The sequence below is a fragment of the Ensifer sp. ZNC0028 genome, from assembly GCF_000799055.1.
In the GTDB taxonomy this organism is placed as follows: domain Bacteria; phylum Pseudomonadota; class Alphaproteobacteria; order Rhizobiales; family Rhizobiaceae; genus Ensifer.
Genome location: NZ_JTLA01000065.1, coordinates 1 through 18,656 on the forward strand (window position 1 = coordinate 1; position 18,656 = coordinate 18,656).

Annotated in this window: 14 protein-coding genes and 1 riboswitch; of the genes, 3 read left to right on the plus strand and 11 right to left on the minus strand. The window is 64.0% G+C overall.

Annotation, left to right across the window (positions count from 1 at the left end):
- Window positions 1–111, minus strand: a riboswitch (TPP riboswitch). This riboswitch is flagged as partial in the annotation.
- 97 nt (window positions 112–208) lie between these two features.
- Both L981_RS14935 and L981_RS14940 read right to left on the minus strand, forming a co-directional pair.
- On the minus strand, window positions 209–1,573 hold the full coding sequence (locus L981_RS14935) for a sigma-54 dependent transcriptional regulator (RefSeq protein ID WP_043617476.1): 1,365 nt from the start codon (window positions 1,571–1,573) through the stop codon (window positions 209–211).
- A gap of 3 nt (window positions 1,574–1,576) precedes the next feature.
- Window positions 1,577–3,445: an ATP-binding protein gene (locus L981_RS14940; RefSeq protein ID WP_043617479.1), complete on the minus strand. Its 1,869-nt coding sequence runs from the start codon at window positions 3,443–3,445 to the stop codon at window positions 1,577–1,579.
- A gap of 228 nt (window positions 3,446–3,673) precedes the next feature.
- Here L981_RS14940 and L981_RS14945 point away from each other — a divergent pair, with 228 nt between their 5' ends.
- Window positions 3,674–4,999, plus strand: coding sequence for a dicarboxylate/amino acid:cation symporter (locus L981_RS14945; protein ID WP_043617482.1), 1,326 nt, complete (start codon window positions 3,674–3,676; stop codon window positions 4,997–4,999).
- 77 nt (window positions 5,000–5,076) lie between these two features.
- Here the strand turns inward: L981_RS14945 and L981_RS14950 are convergent, their stop codons facing one another.
- Window positions 5,077–5,796: a YafY family protein gene (locus L981_RS14950; RefSeq protein ID WP_043617485.1), complete on the minus strand. Its 720-nt coding sequence runs from the start codon at window positions 5,794–5,796 to the stop codon at window positions 5,077–5,079.
- A gap of 94 nt (window positions 5,797–5,890) precedes the next feature.
- Between L981_RS14950 and L981_RS14955 the strand changes: the two genes are divergently transcribed.
- Entirely contained in the window at window positions 5,891–6,502 is a 612-nt protein-coding gene (locus L981_RS14955; protein ID WP_043617488.1) for a glutathione S-transferase family protein, read from the plus strand.
- 31 nt (window positions 6,503–6,533) lie between these two features.
- Here L981_RS14955 and L981_RS14960 read toward each other — a convergent pair whose 3' ends face one another.
- The 8 genes from L981_RS14960 to L981_RS14995 all read right to left on the minus strand — a co-directional run bounded on the left by L981_RS14960 (window position 6,534) and on the right by L981_RS14995 (window position 17,377).
- The gene (locus L981_RS14960) at window positions 6,534–7,034 is read right to left on the minus strand and encodes a hypothetical protein (RefSeq protein ID WP_043617491.1); all 501 of its coding nucleotides are present in this window, start codon (window positions 7,032–7,034) and stop codon (window positions 6,534–6,536) included.
- A 95-nt stretch (window positions 7,035–7,129) separates the two neighbouring features.
- Entirely contained in the window at window positions 7,130–8,053 is a 924-nt protein-coding gene (locus L981_RS14965; RefSeq protein ID WP_043617495.1) for a response regulator transcription factor, read from the minus strand.
- Window positions 8,046–11,432: an ATP-binding protein gene (locus L981_RS14970; protein ID WP_043617498.1), complete on the minus strand. Its 3,387-nt coding sequence runs from the start codon at window positions 11,430–11,432 to the stop codon at window positions 8,046–8,048. The genes L981_RS14965 and L981_RS14970 overlap by 8 nt, the downstream gene beginning before the upstream one ends.
- A 197-nt stretch (window positions 11,433–11,629) precedes the next feature.
- A complete protein-coding gene (locus L981_RS14975) occupies window positions 11,630–13,033 on the minus strand; it encodes a CehA/McbA family metallohydrolase (RefSeq protein WP_043617502.1) in 1,404 nt (467 codons plus the stop codon).
- A gap of 7 nt (window positions 13,034–13,040) precedes the next feature.
- Window positions 13,041–14,144: an ABC transporter ATP-binding protein gene (locus L981_RS14980; RefSeq protein WP_043617505.1), complete on the minus strand. Its 1,104-nt coding sequence runs from the start codon at window positions 14,142–14,144 to the stop codon at window positions 13,041–13,043.
- Window positions 14,145–14,157: 13 nt separating this feature from the next.
- Entirely contained in the window at window positions 14,158–14,991 is an 834-nt protein-coding gene (locus L981_RS14985; RefSeq protein ID WP_043617568.1) for a carbohydrate ABC transporter permease, read from the minus strand.
- A complete protein-coding gene (locus tag L981_RS14990; RefSeq protein ID WP_043617508.1) occupies window positions 14,991–15,899 on the minus strand; it encodes a carbohydrate ABC transporter permease in 909 nt (302 codons plus the stop codon). The genes L981_RS14985 and L981_RS14990 overlap by 1 nt, the downstream gene beginning before the upstream one ends.
- A gap of 116 nt (window positions 15,900–16,015) precedes the next feature.
- Window positions 16,016–17,377 carry an extracellular solute-binding protein gene (locus L981_RS14995; RefSeq protein WP_043617511.1) on the minus strand — a complete coding sequence of 454 codons (1,362 nt, stop codon included), beginning with the start codon at window positions 17,375–17,377 and terminating at the stop codon, window positions 16,016–16,018.
- A gap of 232 nt (window positions 17,378–17,609) precedes the next feature.
- Between L981_RS14995 and L981_RS15000 the strand changes: the two genes are divergently transcribed.
- Entirely contained in the window at window positions 17,610–18,650 is a 1,041-nt protein-coding gene (locus L981_RS15000) for a LacI family DNA-binding transcriptional regulator (protein ID WP_043617514.1), read from the plus strand.
- Window positions 18,651–18,656 lie beyond the last annotated feature (6 nt).

The following is an 18,656-nucleotide window of genomic DNA, read 5'->3' on the forward strand; positions in this document are numbered from 1 at the left end:
TCCCTACGCCAGTATGAACTGGATCAGGTTCAACGGGTCACTGCGCTATAGCCGGCAAGCCGGCCATCCAGCAGAATCTCAGCCCCTTGCGGGACCCCCCTGGTGAATGCCTAGATCATAGCCATCGAACGGCCCGGGTCGTCAAGCGTGAATTCGCCTGTCGACAAAGATGCACCTAGTGCGTGTGTTTTCGGATTCGAATTTGGCGCTAGCGGCCGGCCTTTTCCGGTGCTGTCCGCTCGGCATAGTCGGCGCGGTTGATGCCGTGGCGCTGGAGCTTGTCGTAGAAGGTCTTGCGCGGGATGCCGAGCGCCTCGATCGTCGCCTTGACGTCGCCGCGCTGGGCGCGCAGCACCTCCTTCAGGATCTCCGCCTCGTAGCGTTCAAGCCGTTCCGGCAGCGCAAATCCGGGTTGTTCGACCGGCGCAATCGTTTGGCCCAGCGGACCTTCTACACCAAGCGCCACCCGCTCGGCAAAATGCGAGAGTTCACGCACATTGCCCGGCCAGGCATGCGTCATCAGATGCCGTTGTACGGCCGGAGAGATCATCGGCACGTCGCGCTTGAAGCGCTCGGCCGCCCGGGTCAGGAAGTGCGAGAAGAGTAGCGGGATATCGTCACGGCGTTCGCGCAGCGGCGGGATCGACAGCGTCACGACGTTCAATCGGAAGTAGAGGTCCTCGCGAAAATCGCCACGCTCCGCCGGATTGCCAAGATCGATCTTGGCAGCGGCAATGACGCGGATATCGACCGGACGAACCTGGTTGGTGCCAAGCGGCGTGATCTCGCGCGCTTCCAGAACGCGCAGCATCTTCACCTGCGTTGCCGGTGGCATCGCCTCGATCTCGTCGAGGAACAGCGTGCCGCCGCTCGCATGCTCGATCCGTCCGATGCGCTTCTTCAAGGCGCCGGTGAAGGCGCCCGGTTCATGGCCGAAGAGTTCGCTTTCGATGACCGTTTCGGGGAGCGCGCCGCAATTCAGCGCCACGAAGTTGCCGTTACGGCGGCGGCTCCAATTGTGAAGCAGCGTCGCCACCACCTCCTTGCCGCTGCCGGTCTCGCCGGCGACGAGCACGTCGACATCGGTATCGGCGATGTGCCGGATGGTCTGGCGCAGGTGCTCCATGGCCGGCGTCTGGCCGATCAGCGGCAGGCTGTCGCCGGCCGTCTCGGCGGCCCGCTTCAACGCGCGGTTTTCCATCACGAGCCGGCGTTTTTCCAGCGCCCGATGCACGCTCTGCACCAGTCGGTCGGCGGCAAAGGGTTTGGGGATGAAGTCGTAGACGCCGTCCTGAAGCGCCTGCACTGCCATCGGGATATCGCCATGACCGGTCACCAGGATCACCGGCAGGTCTGCGTCGAAGGCTTCGATACGGCGGAAGAAGGCGAGGCCGTCGATGCCCGGCATGCGGATATCGCTGACGACGATGCCGTCGAAATTGGCATCGAGCGTCTTCAACGCTTCGGCGGCGCTGGCAAACGGGATGACGGTGAGGCCGGCGAGTTCCAGCGTCTGCGTCATCGCCTTGCGCAGATGGGTGTCGTCGTCGACGAGATAGACGGTCGGCTGCATCGCTCAGGCCCTCTTCAGGCGAACCGTGAAGACGGTGCCCTTGTCGCTGGTGTCGACGGTGATATCGCCGCCATAATCGGCGACGATCTCCTTGGAGATGGCAAGGCCGAGGCCGAGGCCCTCGTCCTTCGAGGTGTTGAACGGCGTGAACAGATCCTCGCGGATATGCGGGGCAATGCCCGGGCCGTTGTCGGCAACGACGAGCGAAACCGTCCCGGAGGGGCTGTCCTCGCAGCGCACGCGGATCTCGGCGTCGGCACGCGCGCCGAGCGCTTCCAGCGCGTTCTGGAGAAGATTGATCAGCACCTGTTCCAGCCGGATGCGGCTGCCGAGCACGCGGAGGCCATTTTCCGGCAGGTCGATGACGATCGCATCCATGCGGCCGGCAAAGCGGCTGCGCAGCAACAACATCGCCCCTTCGATCACGTCGCGCATCGGCGTCGGTTCGGCGACGAAGCGGCCCTTGCGGGCAAAGCTTCTGAGTTCGTCGGTGATGGTGCCGACCCGGTCGGTCAGTTCGGCGATGCTGACGAGGTTCTCGACCGCCGTCTGCTGCTGGCCCCGGTCAAGGAAGGTGCGGGCGTTGTCGGCATAGGCGCGGATGGTCGCGACCGGCTGGTTGATCTCGTGGGCGACGCCGGCTGCTACCTGGCCGAGGATCGCCAGTCGGTTCGCCTGGACGAGCTCCTGTTGCACCGCCTGCAGCTTTTCGCCGGTGCGCCGATGGTCGGCGATCTCCGTTTCGAGATGATCGCGGGCAAGGCTGAGATCATGGGTGCGCTCCGCCACACGGGTTTCCAACTCGTCGCGGGCGGCGCGATCGCGCGCTGAGACGAGCGCCAGCGTCTGGCGGCGGCGCAGGAGGAAGGCGGTAAGGGCGAGCAGCGGTGCGAGGAGGGCGAGCGCAATCAGCCGGGCCTCGCGGGTTGCCGCCGAGATTGCGCCGTCGAGCGGCGCCAGTTGCTCCAGCCGCCAGCTTGTGGTCGGCACCATGGTTTCGACTCGGAGGAACCGCCGTTCGCTGTCGCCGGGCAAAAGCGCGCGCAACTCGCTGGAGCCGTCGCTCGTCGGCTCGATGTCTCGGAAGGGCAGCGGCAGCAGCGAGGCATCGCCGAACTGCAGGCTGTCGCGGATGGCGGCGACGCGATCGCGCGGAATGGTCCTCGTCGTCATGAAACGCCAGGAGGGAAAGCTGGTGATCAGCACGATACCGCGCCGGTCGGTGACGTAGACCGGCTTGCCGGAGGCGAGCCATTCGGCTTCCACGTCGTCGAACTCGAGCTTGGCGACGACGACGCCGATCGGACCGTCAGGACCCTGGACCCGCCGGGAGATATAGAGGCCGGGCCGCTTGCTGACGTTGCCCATGGCGAAATGCTCGGCCTTGCCGTCGCGCATCGCCATGCGGAAATATTCGCGGAAGGCATAGTCGTTGCCGACGAAACTCGTCGGCTCGCGCCAGTTGCTGGCAGCGACCGCGACGCCATCAAGGCCGATCACGTAGATGACAGCGGCGTCGGTGTTGGCCGCCAGCGCCTGAAGCTTTTCGTCCAGCCGCTGCAGCGCCTCTGGGCTGCGGGTCGAAAGGGCCGCCTTCACCTCGACATCGTCGGCCAGCACCAGCGGCGTCGAGCGCTGGCGCTCGAGCACGGCGCGCAGCAGCGAGGCCTTCAGATTGGCATCGATCCGGCTTTGGGCATCGACCGCTTCGAGTGCCTGGCTTCGGCCGTATTCGCCGGCAAGCAGGAGCGCGGCGACAAGCAGCGCGACGGCAAGGCCGGCAAAGACCAGCCAGGTGCGGCGCATCGACTGGTCGAGATCTGCCAGATTGAGGGGGGCGGAGAGGGCATCGAACATGGCCCAATTGTGCATTTTTTCGCTCAGGCTTCCAGATAGCTTGTGCGGAAATCCGCTCAACTCTTTGTGCGCACCAAGTCGCCCGCACAAAACATCCTCATCAATTCAAAGGCTTGGTTCCTGCCGCGGCGAACTGGCACGGCCGTTGCAAATGACATCCTCATGACAGCCCGAGCTGTCGCGCATCGGAAATTGACCCGGGAGGCCCGGCATGACGCCGGACTGGGTCCAGTGGAGGATCTCATGATTATCGAACAATCCGCGGAACCGCGCGGCAAGACACCTTTCTATCGCCATCTCTATGTCCAGGTGCTGGTTGCGATCGCCGCCGGCATCCTGCTCGGCCATTTCTATCCGTCGCTCGGCACCGAGCTGAAGCCGCTTGGCGACGCCTTCATCCGCCTCGTCAAGATGATCATCGCGCCGGTCATCTTCCTGACGGTCGCGACCGGCATTGCTGGCATGACCGATCTTGCCAAGGTCGGCCGCGTCGCCGGCAAGGCGATGATCTATTTCCTGACGTTTTCGACGCTCGCGCTGATCATCGGCCTGATCGTCGCCAATGTCGTCCAGCCGGGCGCCGGCATGCACATCGATCCCGCCTCGCTCGACGTCAAGGCTGTCACGACCTATGCCGAGAAGGCGCATGAGCAGACGATCACCGGTTTCCTGATGGGCATCATCCCGACGACGCTGGTCGGTGCCTTCGCCGATGGCGACATTCTGCAGGTGCTGTTCATCTCCGTGCTCTTCGGCCTGTCGCTCGCCATGGTCGGCAAGAAGGCCGAGCCCGTCGTCGACTTCCTGCATGCGCTGACGCTGCCGGTGTTCAAGCTCGTCGGCATCCTGATGAAGGCGGCCCCGATCGGAGCCTTCGGTGCGATGGCCTTCACCATTGGCAAGTACGGCGTCGGCTCGATCGCCAACCTCGCGATGCTGATCGGCACCTTCTACATCACGTCCTTCCTCTTCGTGTTCATCGTTCTCGGCGCCGTTGCCCGCTACAACGGTTTCTCGATCGTGGCGCTCATCCGCTACATCAAGGAAGAGCTGCTGCTCGTTCTCGGCACCTCCTCGTCGGAAGCAGCCCTTCCGGGCCTGATGAGCAAGATGGAAAAGGCCGGCTGCAAGCGCTCGGTCGTCGGCCTGGTCATCCCGACCGGCTACTCCTTCAACCTCGACGGCACCAACATCTACATGACGCTGGCCGCGCTCTTCATCGCCCAGGCGATGGACATCCCGCTGTCGCTCGGCGATCAGGTGCTGCTGTTGCTCGTCGCGATGCTGAGCTCCAAGGGTGCCGCCGGCATCACCGGCGCCGGCTTCATCACGCTCGCGGCGACGCTCTCGGTCGTCCCGGCCGTACCGGTCGCCGGCATGGCGCTGATCCTCGGCATCGACCGCTTCATGTCGGAATGCCGCGCGCTGACCAACTTCGTCGGCAATGCGGTCGCAACCATCGTCGTTGCGAAGTGGGAAGGGGAACTCGACGAGGCACAGATGGCCGCGGTCCTTGGTGGCCGCACGCCGGAAGCCTTGCCGCAGCCGGCATTGCAGCCCGCGGAATAAGTTTGCCTCCCAAGGCATGACTGCGAATGCAGTCCGGACGCGGCTCGTGGCAACACGGGCCGCGTTTTCGTTTGGGGCTACTGGCCGCTCAAGGTCATCTTCGACGTCTCAGGCGCACCGGCGTTCAGATAGGCGACGAAATCCCGGAGCATCGGCACCCGGCGCGGGCGGAAACTCTCCTCCGTCATCGCGACATCGACGATGCGGTCGACGCGGAACTTGCGGAAATCCTGGCGCAGGCAGCACCAGGCAAGCAGCACCAGCATCCGCTCGAGATAGACGATCGCCAGCGGCAGGACCTGTCGGTCGGTCCGCTGCTGGTCGGCGTCGACATAGCCGATCATGATTGCTCGCTCCTGCCAGCAGGCCTCACGCAAAAGAGCGACATCGGCAACCGGCGGCTCCCGGCGCTCGAAGCGGTAGACCTGCGATGCCGCATGCAGCGCCTGGCGCTGCAACCGATCGGGCAGTGTCGCCGTTATCTTGGAAAGCACGGCGCCTGCTGCGGCCGCGAGATCCGGCTCTCCCATGTGCTGCACCTCGGCAAGGCCGAGCACCAGTGCCTCGATCTCCAGGCGCGTGAAAGTTTGTGGCGGCAAGGCGATGTCCTCCGTCAGCCGGTAGCCGAAGCCGCGCTCGCCGTCGATGACGGCGCCGGCGGCGCGCAGGCTGTCGATGTCCCGATAGAGCGAGCGCAACGACACGCCCGTTTCCTCGGCGAGGCGCGCGGCCGTTACCGGGGAGGGGAGTGTGCGAAGCGCCTGGAGCAGGCGGAACAGACGATCACTGCGGGCCATGACTTTGGAGGATAGAGGAAGCCTACTGACGAAAACTGGCAGTTGGCCGACTGTATAAGATCCGCATTGCCAAACGCAACCGAGGAACCAGACCATGCTGACACTCTTTCACGCCCCGCGCTCGCGCTCGTCGCGCATCATCACCCTGCTTCGCGAACTCGACGCCGTGGACAAGGTCGCGATCGAGATCGTCGATATCACTCGAGGCGATGGCAGCGGCCGCAAGGATCCGAAGAACCCGCATCCGGAAGGCAAGGTTCCGCTGCTCGTCCATGACGGCGTCGTGCTCTGGGAGAGCATCGCGATCATCCAGTACCTGACGGATCTCTTTCCGGAAAAGCAGATGGCGCCGGTTGCGGGCGACCCGCAGCGCGGTCGGTATCTGAGCTGGCTTGCCTGGTATGCCGGCGTCGTCGAGCCGGTGCTGATCACCCACGCTGCCGGGCTCTCGCACCCCTATCTCGACGCCACGTTCCGCGGCCCGGCGGAAATCGCAGAGCGGCTCGAAAACGCCTTGAAGGACAGTCCCTATCTGATGGGCGACCGCTATACGGCCGTCGACCTTCTGCTGCACTCGCCCTTTGCCTGGTATCCGGCGGCAACGCCCGATAGCGCCGTCGTCAATGCCTGGGTCGAGCGCTGCGGCGAGCGCCCGTCGCTGCAATGGACCACCGACTTCGACAATCGCACCACGGCTGCGGCCTGATCGCCGGCCAAGGCCGCTCCGGTGGGGCGGCCTATTTTCGCTTGAGATTGATCTCGCTCGTCACCACCCGCTTTCCCGAAGCGGGATCGACATCGATGGTCGTCAACCGCATTCCATTGGCGCCGATCTTGCGCAAGGTGAGGTCGGCGCTGCGGTCGCCGTTGACTTCCTTGGCCCAGCGGATGGTGAGGTTGATCGCGTCGCCGCGCCGGCTGCCATTAAGGCCGGCGCGCCCGCCGCGCGGGCCGAGATAGGAGCCGCTATAGGTCGAGCCGGAATAGCGCAGCTTCGCGTCGACCGAGCGCGAGATCACGAGCAGGCCGCGGCAGACGCCCTCCATCGACAGGGCAAGGCCGCTGGCCTCGGAATTGAAGCTGCAGGTGACATTGACCGGCGACAGGTTGGTGCGGATGCGCACCGTTCCTGTTCCCGCCCAGTTGCCGCCGAGCGTCTTCAGGAAAGCGCCTTCGTCTGCGCGCGCACCGCCGGCAGCGAGTGCGGTCATGGCGACAAGCAGCAACCATTGGGGCATGGACGCAACCCTCCCTCCAGGGCGTCGATCTTACAAAAAGGGCATCTGGATAACCAGCCGAACGTGTGACGGCGGCGGATGTTCCGTTCGCGGCGTCATATTCCGTGCAGAACCTGCGTGGCTTTCACCGCGGCGGACGCCCGGTTCTCGACACCGAGCTTCACATAGATCTGCTCCAGATGCTTGGTGACGGTGCGCGCGCTCAGGCCGAGGATCTCGCCGATGTCGCGGTTCGCTTTGCCCTTGGCGATCCACAGCAGCACCTCCGATTCCCTGGGGGTCAATGCGAAGTGCTGACGCAACACCGCATCGTCTGAGCGGCGATTTTCGGCCGTGAGGCGGAAGAGGTGTTCATTCGGACCGATCGAGCCGAGGAAGGATATCTGCAGCGACGACTGCTCCGGCTGGTCGAGCGTGAAGCTGCCGTCTTCGGGCACGCTGGCGCGCAGGCGGGTTGCCATCCAGCCCGCGATGCGCCGGGTGACGATTGCCATGCCATCGTCGCGGCCGGTTGCGGCGTTGACGAGACGCGTTGCCTGCGGCGTCGACCAGCAGACGCTCCCGTCGCTACGCACCGCGAGCAGGTGGCGGCCGGCCGCGTCGAGGGCGACCCTTGCGCTCTGGGCCGAGCGGGCATTGGAGAGATGGACGCGAATGCGCGCCCTCAACTCGTCGATGTTGATCGGCTTGGTCAGATAGTCGACGCCGCCGGCCTCGAGCGCGCGCACCACGTGTTCGGTCTCTGTCAGCCCGGTCATGAACAGCACCGGCGTCTGGCCGACGGCGGCGTTGCCCTTGAGGCGGCGGCAGGTCTCGAAGCCGTCGATGCCGGGCATGACGGCATCGAGCAGGATGACGTCGGGCGTGATGCGCTCGGCAATCGAAAGGGCGGCGTTGCCGGAGGTCGCGATCAGCACGGAAAAGCCGGATTGCTCCAGCGCTTCCGTCAGGAAGCCGAGCGCCTCCGGGGAATCGTCGACGAGAAGCACGATGTCGCGGCGGTCGCTGGTCTCAGCCATGGGCGTCGTCTCCGTTGGCCGCGTTGTTCTTGAGGAAGGCGTCGTAGCCCGAGAGGTCGAAGGCCTGCACATAGGCGCGGGCGGCCTCGGCGAAGGGCTGGTGTTCGGGCTGCAGGGCAATCTCCGTCAGCTTGGCCTCGATGCCCCTGACGTAGCCGATCTCTCCAAGGCGGATCAGTTCTTCGACGTGATAGGCGTCGGGGCGCATCAGCGGTTTTGTGGCCGGTGCCGGGCCGGCTTGCTTCTCCTCTCCCTCGTGAACCCAGGTAAGGCCAAGGTGCACGGCGAGCTTGTCGGCGAGTTGGCCGACGGGGAAGGGCTTGGCGAGCGTGTCGCTGTGGCCGCGGAACGCTCCGGTCGCCGAACCGTCGCCGATATTGGCCGACAGCATGATGATCGGTGCGATCTGTCCGCCCTGGCGCAGCCGATCGACAAGCTCCCAGCCGCTCATGGCCGGCATCGAGATATCGATGAGAAAGAGGTCGGCGCCGAGGTCTTGAAGCAGCGCCAGGCAATCGGCTCCGGACGCGGCGGTCAGCACCGTGAAGTCCATCGGCACGAGGATTTCGCGCATGAGGTCACGATGGTCGGCGTTGTCGTCGACGACAATGATGGTGCGGCGCGGGCCGAGATAGGAGGTGATGCGGCGCGGGGCTGCGGGAGGTAGCGGACGATCGACCGCCGACAGCATCAGCCGCACCCGGAAGCTGGTGCCTTGCCCAAGCGCACTGGTGACTAAAATTTCGCCGCCAAGCGTCTGCGTCAAAAGCCGCGTGATCGTGAGGCCGAGGCCGAGGCCCGGCATGCTGCCTTGATGTTCGGCCTCGCCGCGCTGGAAGGGGTCGAAGATGCGCGGTAGGTCCTTGTCGGCAATGCCGCGGCCGCTGTCGGCAACCGTGAAGGTCGCCACCTGACTGCGATAGGCGACATCCAGACGGATGCCGCCGCGCTCGGTGAATTTCAAGGCGTTGGAAAGCAGGTTGACGAGGATCTGGCGCAGGCGCTTCTCGTCGGTCTTTACGTAGCGCGGCAGGCTGGCGGCGCGCTCGTGCTCGAAGCTGATGCCCTTGGCTAGCGCTTGCGGCCGGAACATCTCGACGATCTGGTCGAGGAAGTCGTGAATGTTGATCTCGTTGGAATAGACCTGCAGCTTGCCGGCCTCGATCTTGGAGATATCCAAGAGGCCGTCAATCAGGCCGGAGAGGTGATCGGCGCTGCGTTTGATGACCTTGATCGCGCCCTGGCGCGCCGGCGGTATCGTCTCGTCGCGCTCCAGCACCTGGGCGTAGCCGAGCACGGCGTTGAGCGGCGTTCGGAGTTCATGGCTGAGGCCAACGACATAGCGGCTCTTGGCGCGGTTGGCGGCCTCCGCCGTTTCCTTCGCCTGCTGCAGGGCTGCGTCGGTCTTCTTGTGGGCGGCGATTTCTTTCAGGAGCAACGTGTTCTGCCGGGATGATTCTTCCTCGGCGACCACGCGGCTGTCATGGGCAAGCACGTAGAACCACGAGACGATGCCGGCGAGCACGGCAAAGACGAAGAAGACGACGGCGACGGTGCGCTCGACGACGGCCGCGACCTCCGGGGATGCGCCGGCGGTCTGGTGGGCGATCATTGCGAGGATGAGGCCGATGCCGGCGATCGACAGCACCGCAGAGATCGCGTAGCGGCCGAGCCGCGTCGCGAGCTTCTCGGTGACGGTGCGGGGAAGCAGGGTGTTGGCCACGGTCGCGACCTGAGCGTTGAAGCGGGCCTTCGGCTTGCACATGTCATGGCAGCGGCTATCGAGCGAGCAGCAGAGCGAGCAGATCGGCGCCGCATAGGCAGGACACCAGGCCATGTCCTCCGGTTCGAACGGGTGCTCGCAGATCGAGCAGGTGATGTCCGTCCGGTTCGCCCAGCTCCGGCGCGGCTTGCGCGCGAGGTAGAACTTGCCGTCGGTCGCCCAAGCGATCGCAGGCGAGGCGATGAAGGCGGCGACCAGCGCGATATAGGGGGCGAGCGAGGCAGCGATTTCGCCGAAGGCGCCGAAATGCGCTGTCAGTGCCACCGTCGCCGAGATCGCCATGGCGCCGAGGCCGACAGGGTTGATGTCATAGAGATGGGCGCGCTTGAACTCGATGCCCGGCGGCGACAAACCAAGCGGCTTGTTGACGAAGAGGTCGGCCGAAATCGTGCAGAGCCAGGCCATGGCGATGATCGAGAAGACGCCGAGCGTTTCTTCGAGCAGCCGGTAGATGCCGAGTTCCATCAACAGAAGCGCGATCGCGACGTTGAACACCAGCCAAACGACGCGGCCCGGGTGGCTGTGGGTCAGCCGCGAGAAGAAGTTCGACCAGGCGAGCGACCCGGCATAGGCGTTCATGACGTTGATCTTCAACTGCGACACGACGACGAAGGCGACCATCAGCAGAAGTGCAGCCGTATCGGAGGGGATCATGTAGCCGAAGGCGGTGTAGTACATCTGCGCCGGATCGGCGGCCCTAGTCGAGGGAACGCCGCTCGAAAGCGCCAGAACGACGAGGAACGAGCCGGCGAGAAGCTTTGGCGCGCCGACGATCACCCAGCCGGAGCCGGCAAGAAATACGGCGATGCGGTGGTGCAGTTTGCGTTGGCCATCCGGCGGCAGGAAGCGCAGGAAGTCGACCTGTTCGCCGATCTGCGCCATCAGCGCGAAGATCACGGCAGACGCTGCGCCGAATTCGATGAGGTTAAAGGGCGCGAACGTGCCGGGCGGCCCTGAAGCATGATGCATGCCCGAATAGGCAAGCCAGGAGCCGACCTTCTCCCAATCGGCGAAGGCGATGAAGACGAAGGGCAGGACGTTGAGCACGATCCAGAACGGCTGCGTGATCAACTGGAACTTGCTGATCAGCCGCACGCCGTGGGTGACGAGCGGGATGACGACGACTGCGCTCAGGATGTAGCCGATCCACAGGGGAATACCGAGCGCCAGTTCGAGCGCGCCCGACATGATCGAGGCCTCGATCGCAAAGAGGATGAAGGTGAAGCTGGCATAAATCAGCGAGGTCACCGTCGAGCCAATGTAGCCGAAGCTGGCGCCGCGGGTCAGAAGATCGATGTCGACGCCGTGGCGGATCGCATAACGGCTGATCGGCAGCCCGACAGTCAGGATCATCAGGCTGGCGACAACGATCGCGACGATCGCATTGGTCGTGCCGTAGGACATGGTGATGGCGCCGCCGATCGCTTCCAGCGCCAGGAAGGAGATGGCGCCGATGGCGGTCTGTGAAATGCGTTCGGAGGAGAAGCGTCGCGCGCTCTTGGCGGTGAAGCGCAGCGCATAGTCTTCAAGCGTCTGGTTGGCGACCCAACGATTGTATTCCCGCCTTATGGGAATGATGCGCTGGCGTGCCGCCATGGGTGTCCTAACGTGCCGTCGAGGGAATTTATGCCTCTTTTCTTAGCACGGAAGATTTCTGCTTAAAATTGCTGCAAACGAAAAATTTGCGGGAAGGGCAGACTGGGGCGGCCCGTTCCCAATGACCATAGGTCAACGGACGGCAGGCGCTAGTTGATGCCGTGGAAACCAATTCAAACGAGAGCAGGAAGCGTGCGTCAGCCAGCGCGGCAATAGATTGGGTTGCTGATCGCCCGGCGGATCGTCTGGCGGGCGATATCCTCCTCGGAAAGCTGCCAGGGTAGGCTTTTGCCGGCGAATGCGTCGCGGAACTCGGCAACGATCGTCTCGCGGCTTGCGACCGCGACGATTTCGGTCCGCAGGAAGCGATCAGGCGAACCGGCATAGTGGCCGGTCCAATCGTCGGCCTCGATCACCTGTTCGCTGACGATGCCTGACGCGTCGAGCCACAGCAGCCTGTCACCGCGGGCGCCGCGAACCAAAGCCTCTGCAGTCACCGGGCCAGCTACCGTCGATCCCATCGGCTGGCCGTTGGCAACGAGTTCCAGATGCGGCCCGGTTGGGCTTTCCGTGACATAGCCGTGACCTGATTTCATGGCCCCGAGCACGGCGTCTTCGGAAAGCTCATTCAGATAGAGAACCGTCGTCGGCCGAGCAAGAACCAGCGGTCCCTCGGGCATCAGCCGCGCCGGCTGATGGAAATCGCTGCCGCCGATCGCCGAGATCTTCAGGCCGGAGGCAAGACGCTGCTGGTAGCGCTTGAGCGAAACCGAGTTCCACGCCAGCCAATGGGACTGCCAGACCTCCATGCAGTCGATCTCAGGCAGGTCGTAGTCCCAGGGGATGGTCGGCTTGTCGTGGTTGACCGAGAGCAGGCCGCCGCGCTCATGCACCATGCTTGCGAGCGTGTGGGCATGTTCCGGCCTCGTCATGCGAAAATCGATCCAGTCGTCGACGCCGAAGACATTGGCGTGGCCGACCGCGGTGGTGATTTCCATGGCACGGACGAAGACGAGGTCGGCGGAGGAATGCGGGTGAAAATAGCGCCGCTGGGTGATGGTGTTGTGGTCGGCAACCGCAAGAAAATCGAGCCCCGCCTGTTTGGCGGCGGCGTGCAGCAATTCGGGCGAGCCGGCCGCGTCCGAGTGGAAGGTATGGCAGTGCAGATCGCCGCGATACCATCCGGCATGTTTGCGCACCGGGAACGTTCTTTCCGGCTGCGGCACGATGGAGCGCGGGCTTTTGTCGAAATCGACCGTCACGCGCACTTCGGCGCCTTCTTCGGGGATCTTGTAGAGGCCGAGCATCACCTTCCACTGGCCGGGCGGCATCTCGCCGTGGATGTAACCGGGCGTGGCGTCGTCGGTGGCGACGAAGAAGCGGTCGCGCGCTCCGCCGCTCCAGCCGCGAAAACCTCGGCTGGTCGGATACTCGGTCGCCCGCGGATCGAGCGCGCCGAGATCGATGATGCAATCTTCCGCCTTCGGATAGCTTAGCGTGGCGTCGATGCGCGTCACCCCATCGGGTACCTCGAAGGGCAGATAGAAATAGGGATCGGCAGCCTGATGCTTACGGGTGATCCGCACCGAAAATTCCTGCATGGCGGCCTCAGCGTTCGTCGGCGGCCGGGATTCGCGCGCCGCTGTCGTCGAAGAGGGTGATGTGCCTTGCGTCGAAGGCGAGATGGACTGACGTTCCGACCTTGATCTCGTCGTCGGTGAAGATGCGCGCGGTGACGCGACCGTTGTCGCCGCGCTCCAACGTGACGAGGCTTTCCGGTCCCATGTTCTCGTTGGCGAAGAGTTCGCCGGAAACCACGTTCGGGTCGCCTGCGGCCGCGATGCGCAGATGTTCGGGGCGGACGCCGAGCGTCATCCTGCCTGATTTCGCCGCTTTGGCGATGGCGTCGGTAGGCGTGATCGACGCAAGCTGAAGGCCATCGGCCCTGAGATGCAGCGCGCCTTCGCCGATCGATGCCTCGACCGGCACCAGGTTCATCGGCGGATTGCCGACGAAGTTGGCGACGAAGGTCGTTGCGGGCCGGCGGTAGATCTCGATCGGCGGCGCGAACTGCACGATCCGGCCCTTGTCCATGACGGCGATACGGGTTGCGAGCGCCATGGCTTCGGCCTGATCGTGGGTGACGTAGACGGCGGTCATGCCCATATCGCGCTGCAGGTGGTTGAGGAAGCCGCGGGCTTCGAGGCGCAGCTTGGCGTCGAGGTTCGAAAGCGGCTCGTCGAACAGATAGACCTCGCTCGGATAGACCAGCGCACGCGCCAGCGACGTGCGCTGCTGCTGGCCGCCGGAGATCTGGCTCGGCAGGCGCTTCATCAGGTCGCCGATCTTGAGCACGTCGGCCACTTCCTTGGCGCGGGCGTGACGCTTGATCTCCTGCTCGCCGCGAACCTTCAAGGGATAGGCGATGTTGTCGGCGATGTTCATGTGCGGGTAGAGCGCATAGTCCTGAAAGACCATCGAGATGCCGCGGTCCTTCGGATGCAGGTAGGTGACGTCGCGGCCGCCGATCATCACCCGGCCAGAGGTTGGCGTTTCGAGACCGGCGATCATGCGCAGACTCGTCGTCTTGCCGCAGCCCGACGGGCCGAGCAGGCAGATGAATTCGCCGTCGGCGATCTGGAAGCTGATGTCGGGCACGGCGACGAAAGCGCCGAAGGTCTTGGAGATGTTCTGGAATTCGACAGAGGCCATGACAGATTTCCGATTACGACTTGATGCCACCGAAGAACCGGAAACCGAATTTCCAATTCACGAAGAGATAGAGGGCGATGACGGGCAGCGAATAGATCAGCGAATAGGCAGCCAGCAGCGTGACGATCGGCGTGCCGGCCTCCGAATAGAAGGAGTAGATCGCGACGGATGCCGGCATCAGCTTGTCGCTGCGCAACAGGATGAAGGGGATGAGGAAGCTGCCCCAGATGTTGACGAAGGCCCAGACGACGACCACGACGATGCCCGGCCGGATGACCGGCAGCGCCACATCGAAGAAGGCCTGGAGTGGCGAGGCGCCGGCGACCATGGCGCTCTCCTCATAGGAGCGCGGGATGGCGTCGATGAAATCGCGAAGAATGAACATCGCCGTCGGCAACAGCCCGCCGGCAAAGACGAGGATGACGGCGAGATGGGTATCGATCAGACCCGCTGCCGAGATGATCAGGAAGATCGGCACCATCGCCGCCGAGCCTGAAACGACCGACGAGAAGAGCAGCAGGATATAGGTGACGGCGCTCTTGCCCGGGATCGGCGAGCGCGACAGGGCATAGGCCGCAAGCGTCGCCGCCGCGCCGACCAGCACCACGCCTCCCGCCGCCTGTATCAGGCTGTTCAAAAGCGCCTGCATCGCGAAGGTGTTCTCAAAGACCGTGGCGAAATTCGAAAGCGTGAAAGGCGAGGGGATGGCAAGGCCGAGTTCGGCGCGGGCGTTGAACGGCGCAAAGACGAACCAGACGAGCGGTAGCGCAAAGACCGTGCCGAGGAAGGTGGCAGCGGCCGCAAAGACTGTGCGCCGCACGAAGATGTTTTGAGTTTTCTTCCGCATCATTCCGCCTCCACCGGCTTCTTGTGGGCAAGCCGAAGATAGACGAGGGCGAATGCCAGGTTGATCAGCATGATGACGACGCCGACGGCGGCTCCCTTGCCAAACTCGAAATCCTTGAAGGCGATGCGGTAGGTGTAGATCGAGAGGATTTCGGTGCGATAGGACGGCCCGCCATGGGTGAGCAGGAACGGCGTGAAGACGTTGAAGGTCCACATGGTGATGAGGATCAGGTCGGTGACGACATGGCCGCGGATCAGCGGCAGCGCGATGTCGCGCAGCTTCTGCCAGGAGGTGGCGCCGGCCACATCTGCCGCCTGGAAATAACTTGGCGGGATCGACTGGAAGGCCGAGTTGAACAGCATCATCGAGAAGGCGGCACCCCGCCAGGTGTTGAAGAACACGATCACCCAGAACGGTTGCTGCAACAGCCAGTCGCCGGGCGGCAGGCCGAGACCGCGCAGGATCATGTTGAGCGTGCCGTTGTCGTAGTCGAGGAAGGCGAACCAGGCGAAGCCGATCACCACTTCCGGCAGGATCCAGGCGGCGATGACAGCCGTCTGCAGGAAGGACTTGAGCGTCGGCGTCACCGTCTGGCTGAGCCAGGCGAGCAGCAGACCGAGCAGCGCCTGGCCGATCAGGGCCGAGAGCAGCACGAACTGGATCGTCAGGATCAGCGAAAAGCCGAACTGGCCGCGGGTGAAGAAGGTCGCGGGATTGAAGAGTGCGAAATAGTTCTGCAGGCCGACGAAATCGGGATCGACGGCCGTGCGCCCCAGCAGTGTGCGGTTGGTGAAGGATACGAAGATCACCCAGAAGAAGGGAATGATGACGAAGACCCCGACGAGGGCCGACGCCGGTGCCAGGAAAAGCGCGCCGGCGCGCGTCGAAAGCAGGGAGAATTTCTTCATGCGCGTTTCATGCCCATATCCTGGATCGGGAGCCCGGCCACGGATGGCAGCCGGGCGCTCTGTCGTTGGATCGAAGCGGGGTGCGGGCCGCGTTGCGGTCGCATCCCGCATTGGCGCTAGAGCGTGCTGACGGTGTTTTCTTCGCCGACGATGGCGATGACGGCCGCCTTGTACTGGGCCATTGCGTCTTCAGGCGAAAGCTCGCCGGAAACGACGCTTTCGGTCATGCGCTGGATCTCGGTCGAGACCTTGTTGTAGTTGGCGTCGTTCGGGCGCGCCGTGGTGATCGGCAAAAGCGTCGTTGCCGTTTCCGTCAGGAACGGCGAGTTCGGGATCGCCACGTCGTCGCGGATGCGGATGGCCGGCTGGATTTCCTGGAAGGCGTCGAGCTGCTCCTTGCTGTTCATGAAGGACAGCAGCGCCCAGGCTTCGGCAGGCGCGTCCGTATGCGGATTGATGACGAAGCCGGTGCCGCCGGACATGGTGACGAAGTCCTGGCCGCGCAGGCCCTTGCCGGGTGCTGCGGCGGGCATCTTCTTCCAGGTCATGGTGTTGTCGCGATCGGCGACGGCGAATTCGGCGCCGGGCGCCGTCACCGAGCGATAGAACCAGTCGCCCTCGACGAGCATCGCCGTCTTGCCGTCGCGGAAATTGGCGAAGGTGCGGTTGCGGCCGTCGGCCAGCAGCTGCGCGCGCTGGTCGCCGAGCTTGTCGTCGACATAGATGGTCTTGTAGAGCTTCAGCGTGTCGAGAATGCCCTGGCTTGAGACGATGTATTTGCCGCTGTCGTCGGTGACCTGTTCGCCGGTACCGAGCAGCGCCATCCAGTAGCCCTGCATGGTCGTCGCTTCGCCCATGGAGACCCCGGCGTTCAGCTGCAGCGGGAAGCTGTCGGGGGCGGCGGCCTTGATCTTGCGGGCGGCGTCGAGCAACTCATCCCAGGACTTCGGCTGCCAGCTGTCGGCATCGAGGCCGGCCGATTTGAACAGGTCCTTGCGCACGAAGATCATGCGGGCGTCGGTGCCGAGCGCGATGCCATAGGGCTTGCCCTGGTAGCTCATCAGCGCCTTGGTGCCGTCGGAAATATGCTGCCAGCCTTCCCATTTCGGAACGTCTGGGCCGGCTACTTCCTCGAGCGACTTCAGGAGATTGCCCTGGACGAAGCTCGGGATCAGGAAGCCGTCGAAGCCGGAGACGTCAGGGCCGGCACCAGTGGAGAAATCGAGCGCGAGCTGCTGTGTCAGTTGCTCGTCCTCGCCGCCGAACTGGGTGAGCTTGACGGTGACGTCCTTGCCTTCGGCCTTCATCTTCTCGGTAAAGGCCGGAATGACCTTCTTTTCGATCCACTCGGCCATGCCGCTGTTTACGCCGCCGATGATGCAGCGGCAGGTAATGTTGAGTTCGGTGGCGCTCACGGGTGCTGCAAAGGCGATGGCCGCGGCTGCGCTGAGCAATAGGGAATGAAACCTGGTACGCATGTTTTCTCCTCCCGGTCGATCCTCTCAAGGACCTATGTGTCTGGTTGCGACAGTCCGTCCCTCCTCCAGGTTCGGCGTCCCGACGACGGTCAAGAATGAACACGCTTTCATCTTTGTCAACATGGATCATGTGTTCTACGCGTAAAATTTGACGGAACACCTATTCCGCTTGACGAAATCGCCGCATTGCTCTCTTTTGTAAATGAACACGTTTTCATTTTGTGACGGATCGATGAACGAGCGCGCCGACAAGAAAGCTGCCCGAGCCACCGCAGACCAGGTGGCGCGCGAGGCCAATGTTTCCCGCGTGGCGGTCTCGCGCGCCTTCAACCCGAATGCGTCGCTGAAGCCGGAAAAGCGCGACCGGATCCTGCAGGTGGCGCGGGAACTGAACTACACGCCCGACATGGCGGCGCGTTCGCTGGTGACCGGCCGCTCGCATCTCGTCGGCATGATCGTGCCCGACGTCTGCAGCCCCTGGGAGAGCCAGGAGATCGACGCATTGACGACGGCGCTGCAGGCGGAAGGCTTCGCCACGCTGCTCTTCAAGGCCAAGGCCGATTTCAGCATGGATCCGCGCCTGCTCACCTATATGCGCGGCTTCAATCCGGATTCGGTGATCGCCTTTACCGAGAACATCCTGCCCGACGTGCTCTGCGGCTTTCTCGACCGCGCCGTACCGATCTACGTGATCTACGACGACGTGAAGCAGTTTGCGGGCGCTGCATCCGGCACGCTTTACGACCGGCTGCTCGTGCGGCAGAAGAACGGCATCGAGCAGGCCGTGGCCCTGCTTCAGGGCTATGGCGCGCGACGCATCGCCTATCTCGGCGGCAAGGCGCAGTCGCTCGCCAATGCCGAGCGCGAGCGCACGCTGAAGGAGACGCTCGCGGAGCGCGGCATGGATGCGCCGATCGTGCTTGCCGGCGACTACACCTATGACACCGCCTACCAGGCGACGCTCGATCTCTTCCGGATCGGCGAAGGTGCCGATGCGATCTTCGCGGCCAACGACGTTGGTGCCTTCGGCGCGATCGACGCGCTGCGCCACGAGCTCGGGCTTTCGGTGCCTGAGGACGTCAAGGTCGTCGGCTTCGACGACATCCCGCAGGCGCACTGGAAGAGCTACAACCTCACCACCGTGCGCATCGACCTCGAAGAGCGTGTGCGTGCGCTCGTCCGCCTCATCCTCATGCGGCTCAGGGCACCGGATGCCGCGCCGTTTACCGAGACACTCAACACCCGCCTGATCGTGCGGGGCACCGTCGGCTGAAGGTAG

Excerpts from the sequence above, each read along its gene's own strand:
- L981_RS14935 (WP_043617476.1), bottom strand. The coding sequence starts at position 1,573 with ATGCAGCCGACCGTCTATCTCGTCGACGACGACACCCATCTGCGCAAG.
- L981_RS14940 (WP_043617479.1), bottom strand. The coding sequence starts at position 3,445 with ATGCACAATTGGGCCATGTTCGATGCCCTCTCCGCCCCCCTCAATCTG.
- L981_RS14945 (WP_043617482.1), top strand. The coding sequence starts at position 3,674 with ATGATTATCGAACAATCCGCGGAACCGCGCGGCAAGACACCTTTCTAT.
- L981_RS14950 (WP_043617485.1), bottom strand. The coding sequence starts at position 5,796 with ATGGCCCGCAGTGATCGTCTGTTCCGCCTGCTCCAGGCGCTTCGCACA.
- L981_RS14955 (WP_043617488.1), top strand. The coding sequence starts at position 5,891 with ATGCTGACACTCTTTCACGCCCCGCGCTCGCGCTCGTCGCGCATCATC.
- L981_RS14960 (WP_043617491.1), bottom strand. The coding sequence starts at position 7,034 with ATGCCCCAATGGTTGCTGCTTGTCGCCATGACCGCACTCGCTGCCGGC.
- L981_RS14965 (WP_043617495.1), bottom strand. The coding sequence starts at position 8,053 with ATGGCTGAGACCAGCGACCGCCGCGACATCGTGCTTCTCGTCGACGAT.
- L981_RS14970 (WP_043617498.1), bottom strand. The coding sequence starts at position 11,432 with ATGGCGGCACGCCAGCGCATCATTCCCATAAGGCGGGAATACAATCGT.
- L981_RS14975 (WP_043617502.1), bottom strand. The coding sequence starts at position 13,033 with ATGCAGGAATTTTCGGTGCGGATCACCCGTAAGCATCAGGCTGCCGAT.
- L981_RS14980 (WP_043617505.1), bottom strand. The coding sequence starts at position 14,144 with ATGGCCTCTGTCGAATTCCAGAACATCTCCAAGACCTTCGGCGCTTTC.
- L981_RS14985 (WP_043617568.1), bottom strand. The coding sequence starts at position 14,991 with ATGCGGAAGAAAACTCAAAACATCTTCGTGCGGCGCACAGTCTTTGCG.
- L981_RS14990 (WP_043617508.1), bottom strand. The coding sequence starts at position 15,899 with ATGAAGAAATTCTCCCTGCTTTCGACGCGCGCCGGCGCGCTTTTCCTG.
- L981_RS14995 (WP_043617511.1), bottom strand. The coding sequence starts at position 17,377 with ATGCGTACCAGGTTTCATTCCCTATTGCTCAGCGCAGCCGCGGCCATC.
- L981_RS15000 (WP_043617514.1), top strand. The coding sequence starts at position 17,610 with ATGAACGAGCGCGCCGACAAGAAAGCTGCCCGAGCCACCGCAGACCAG.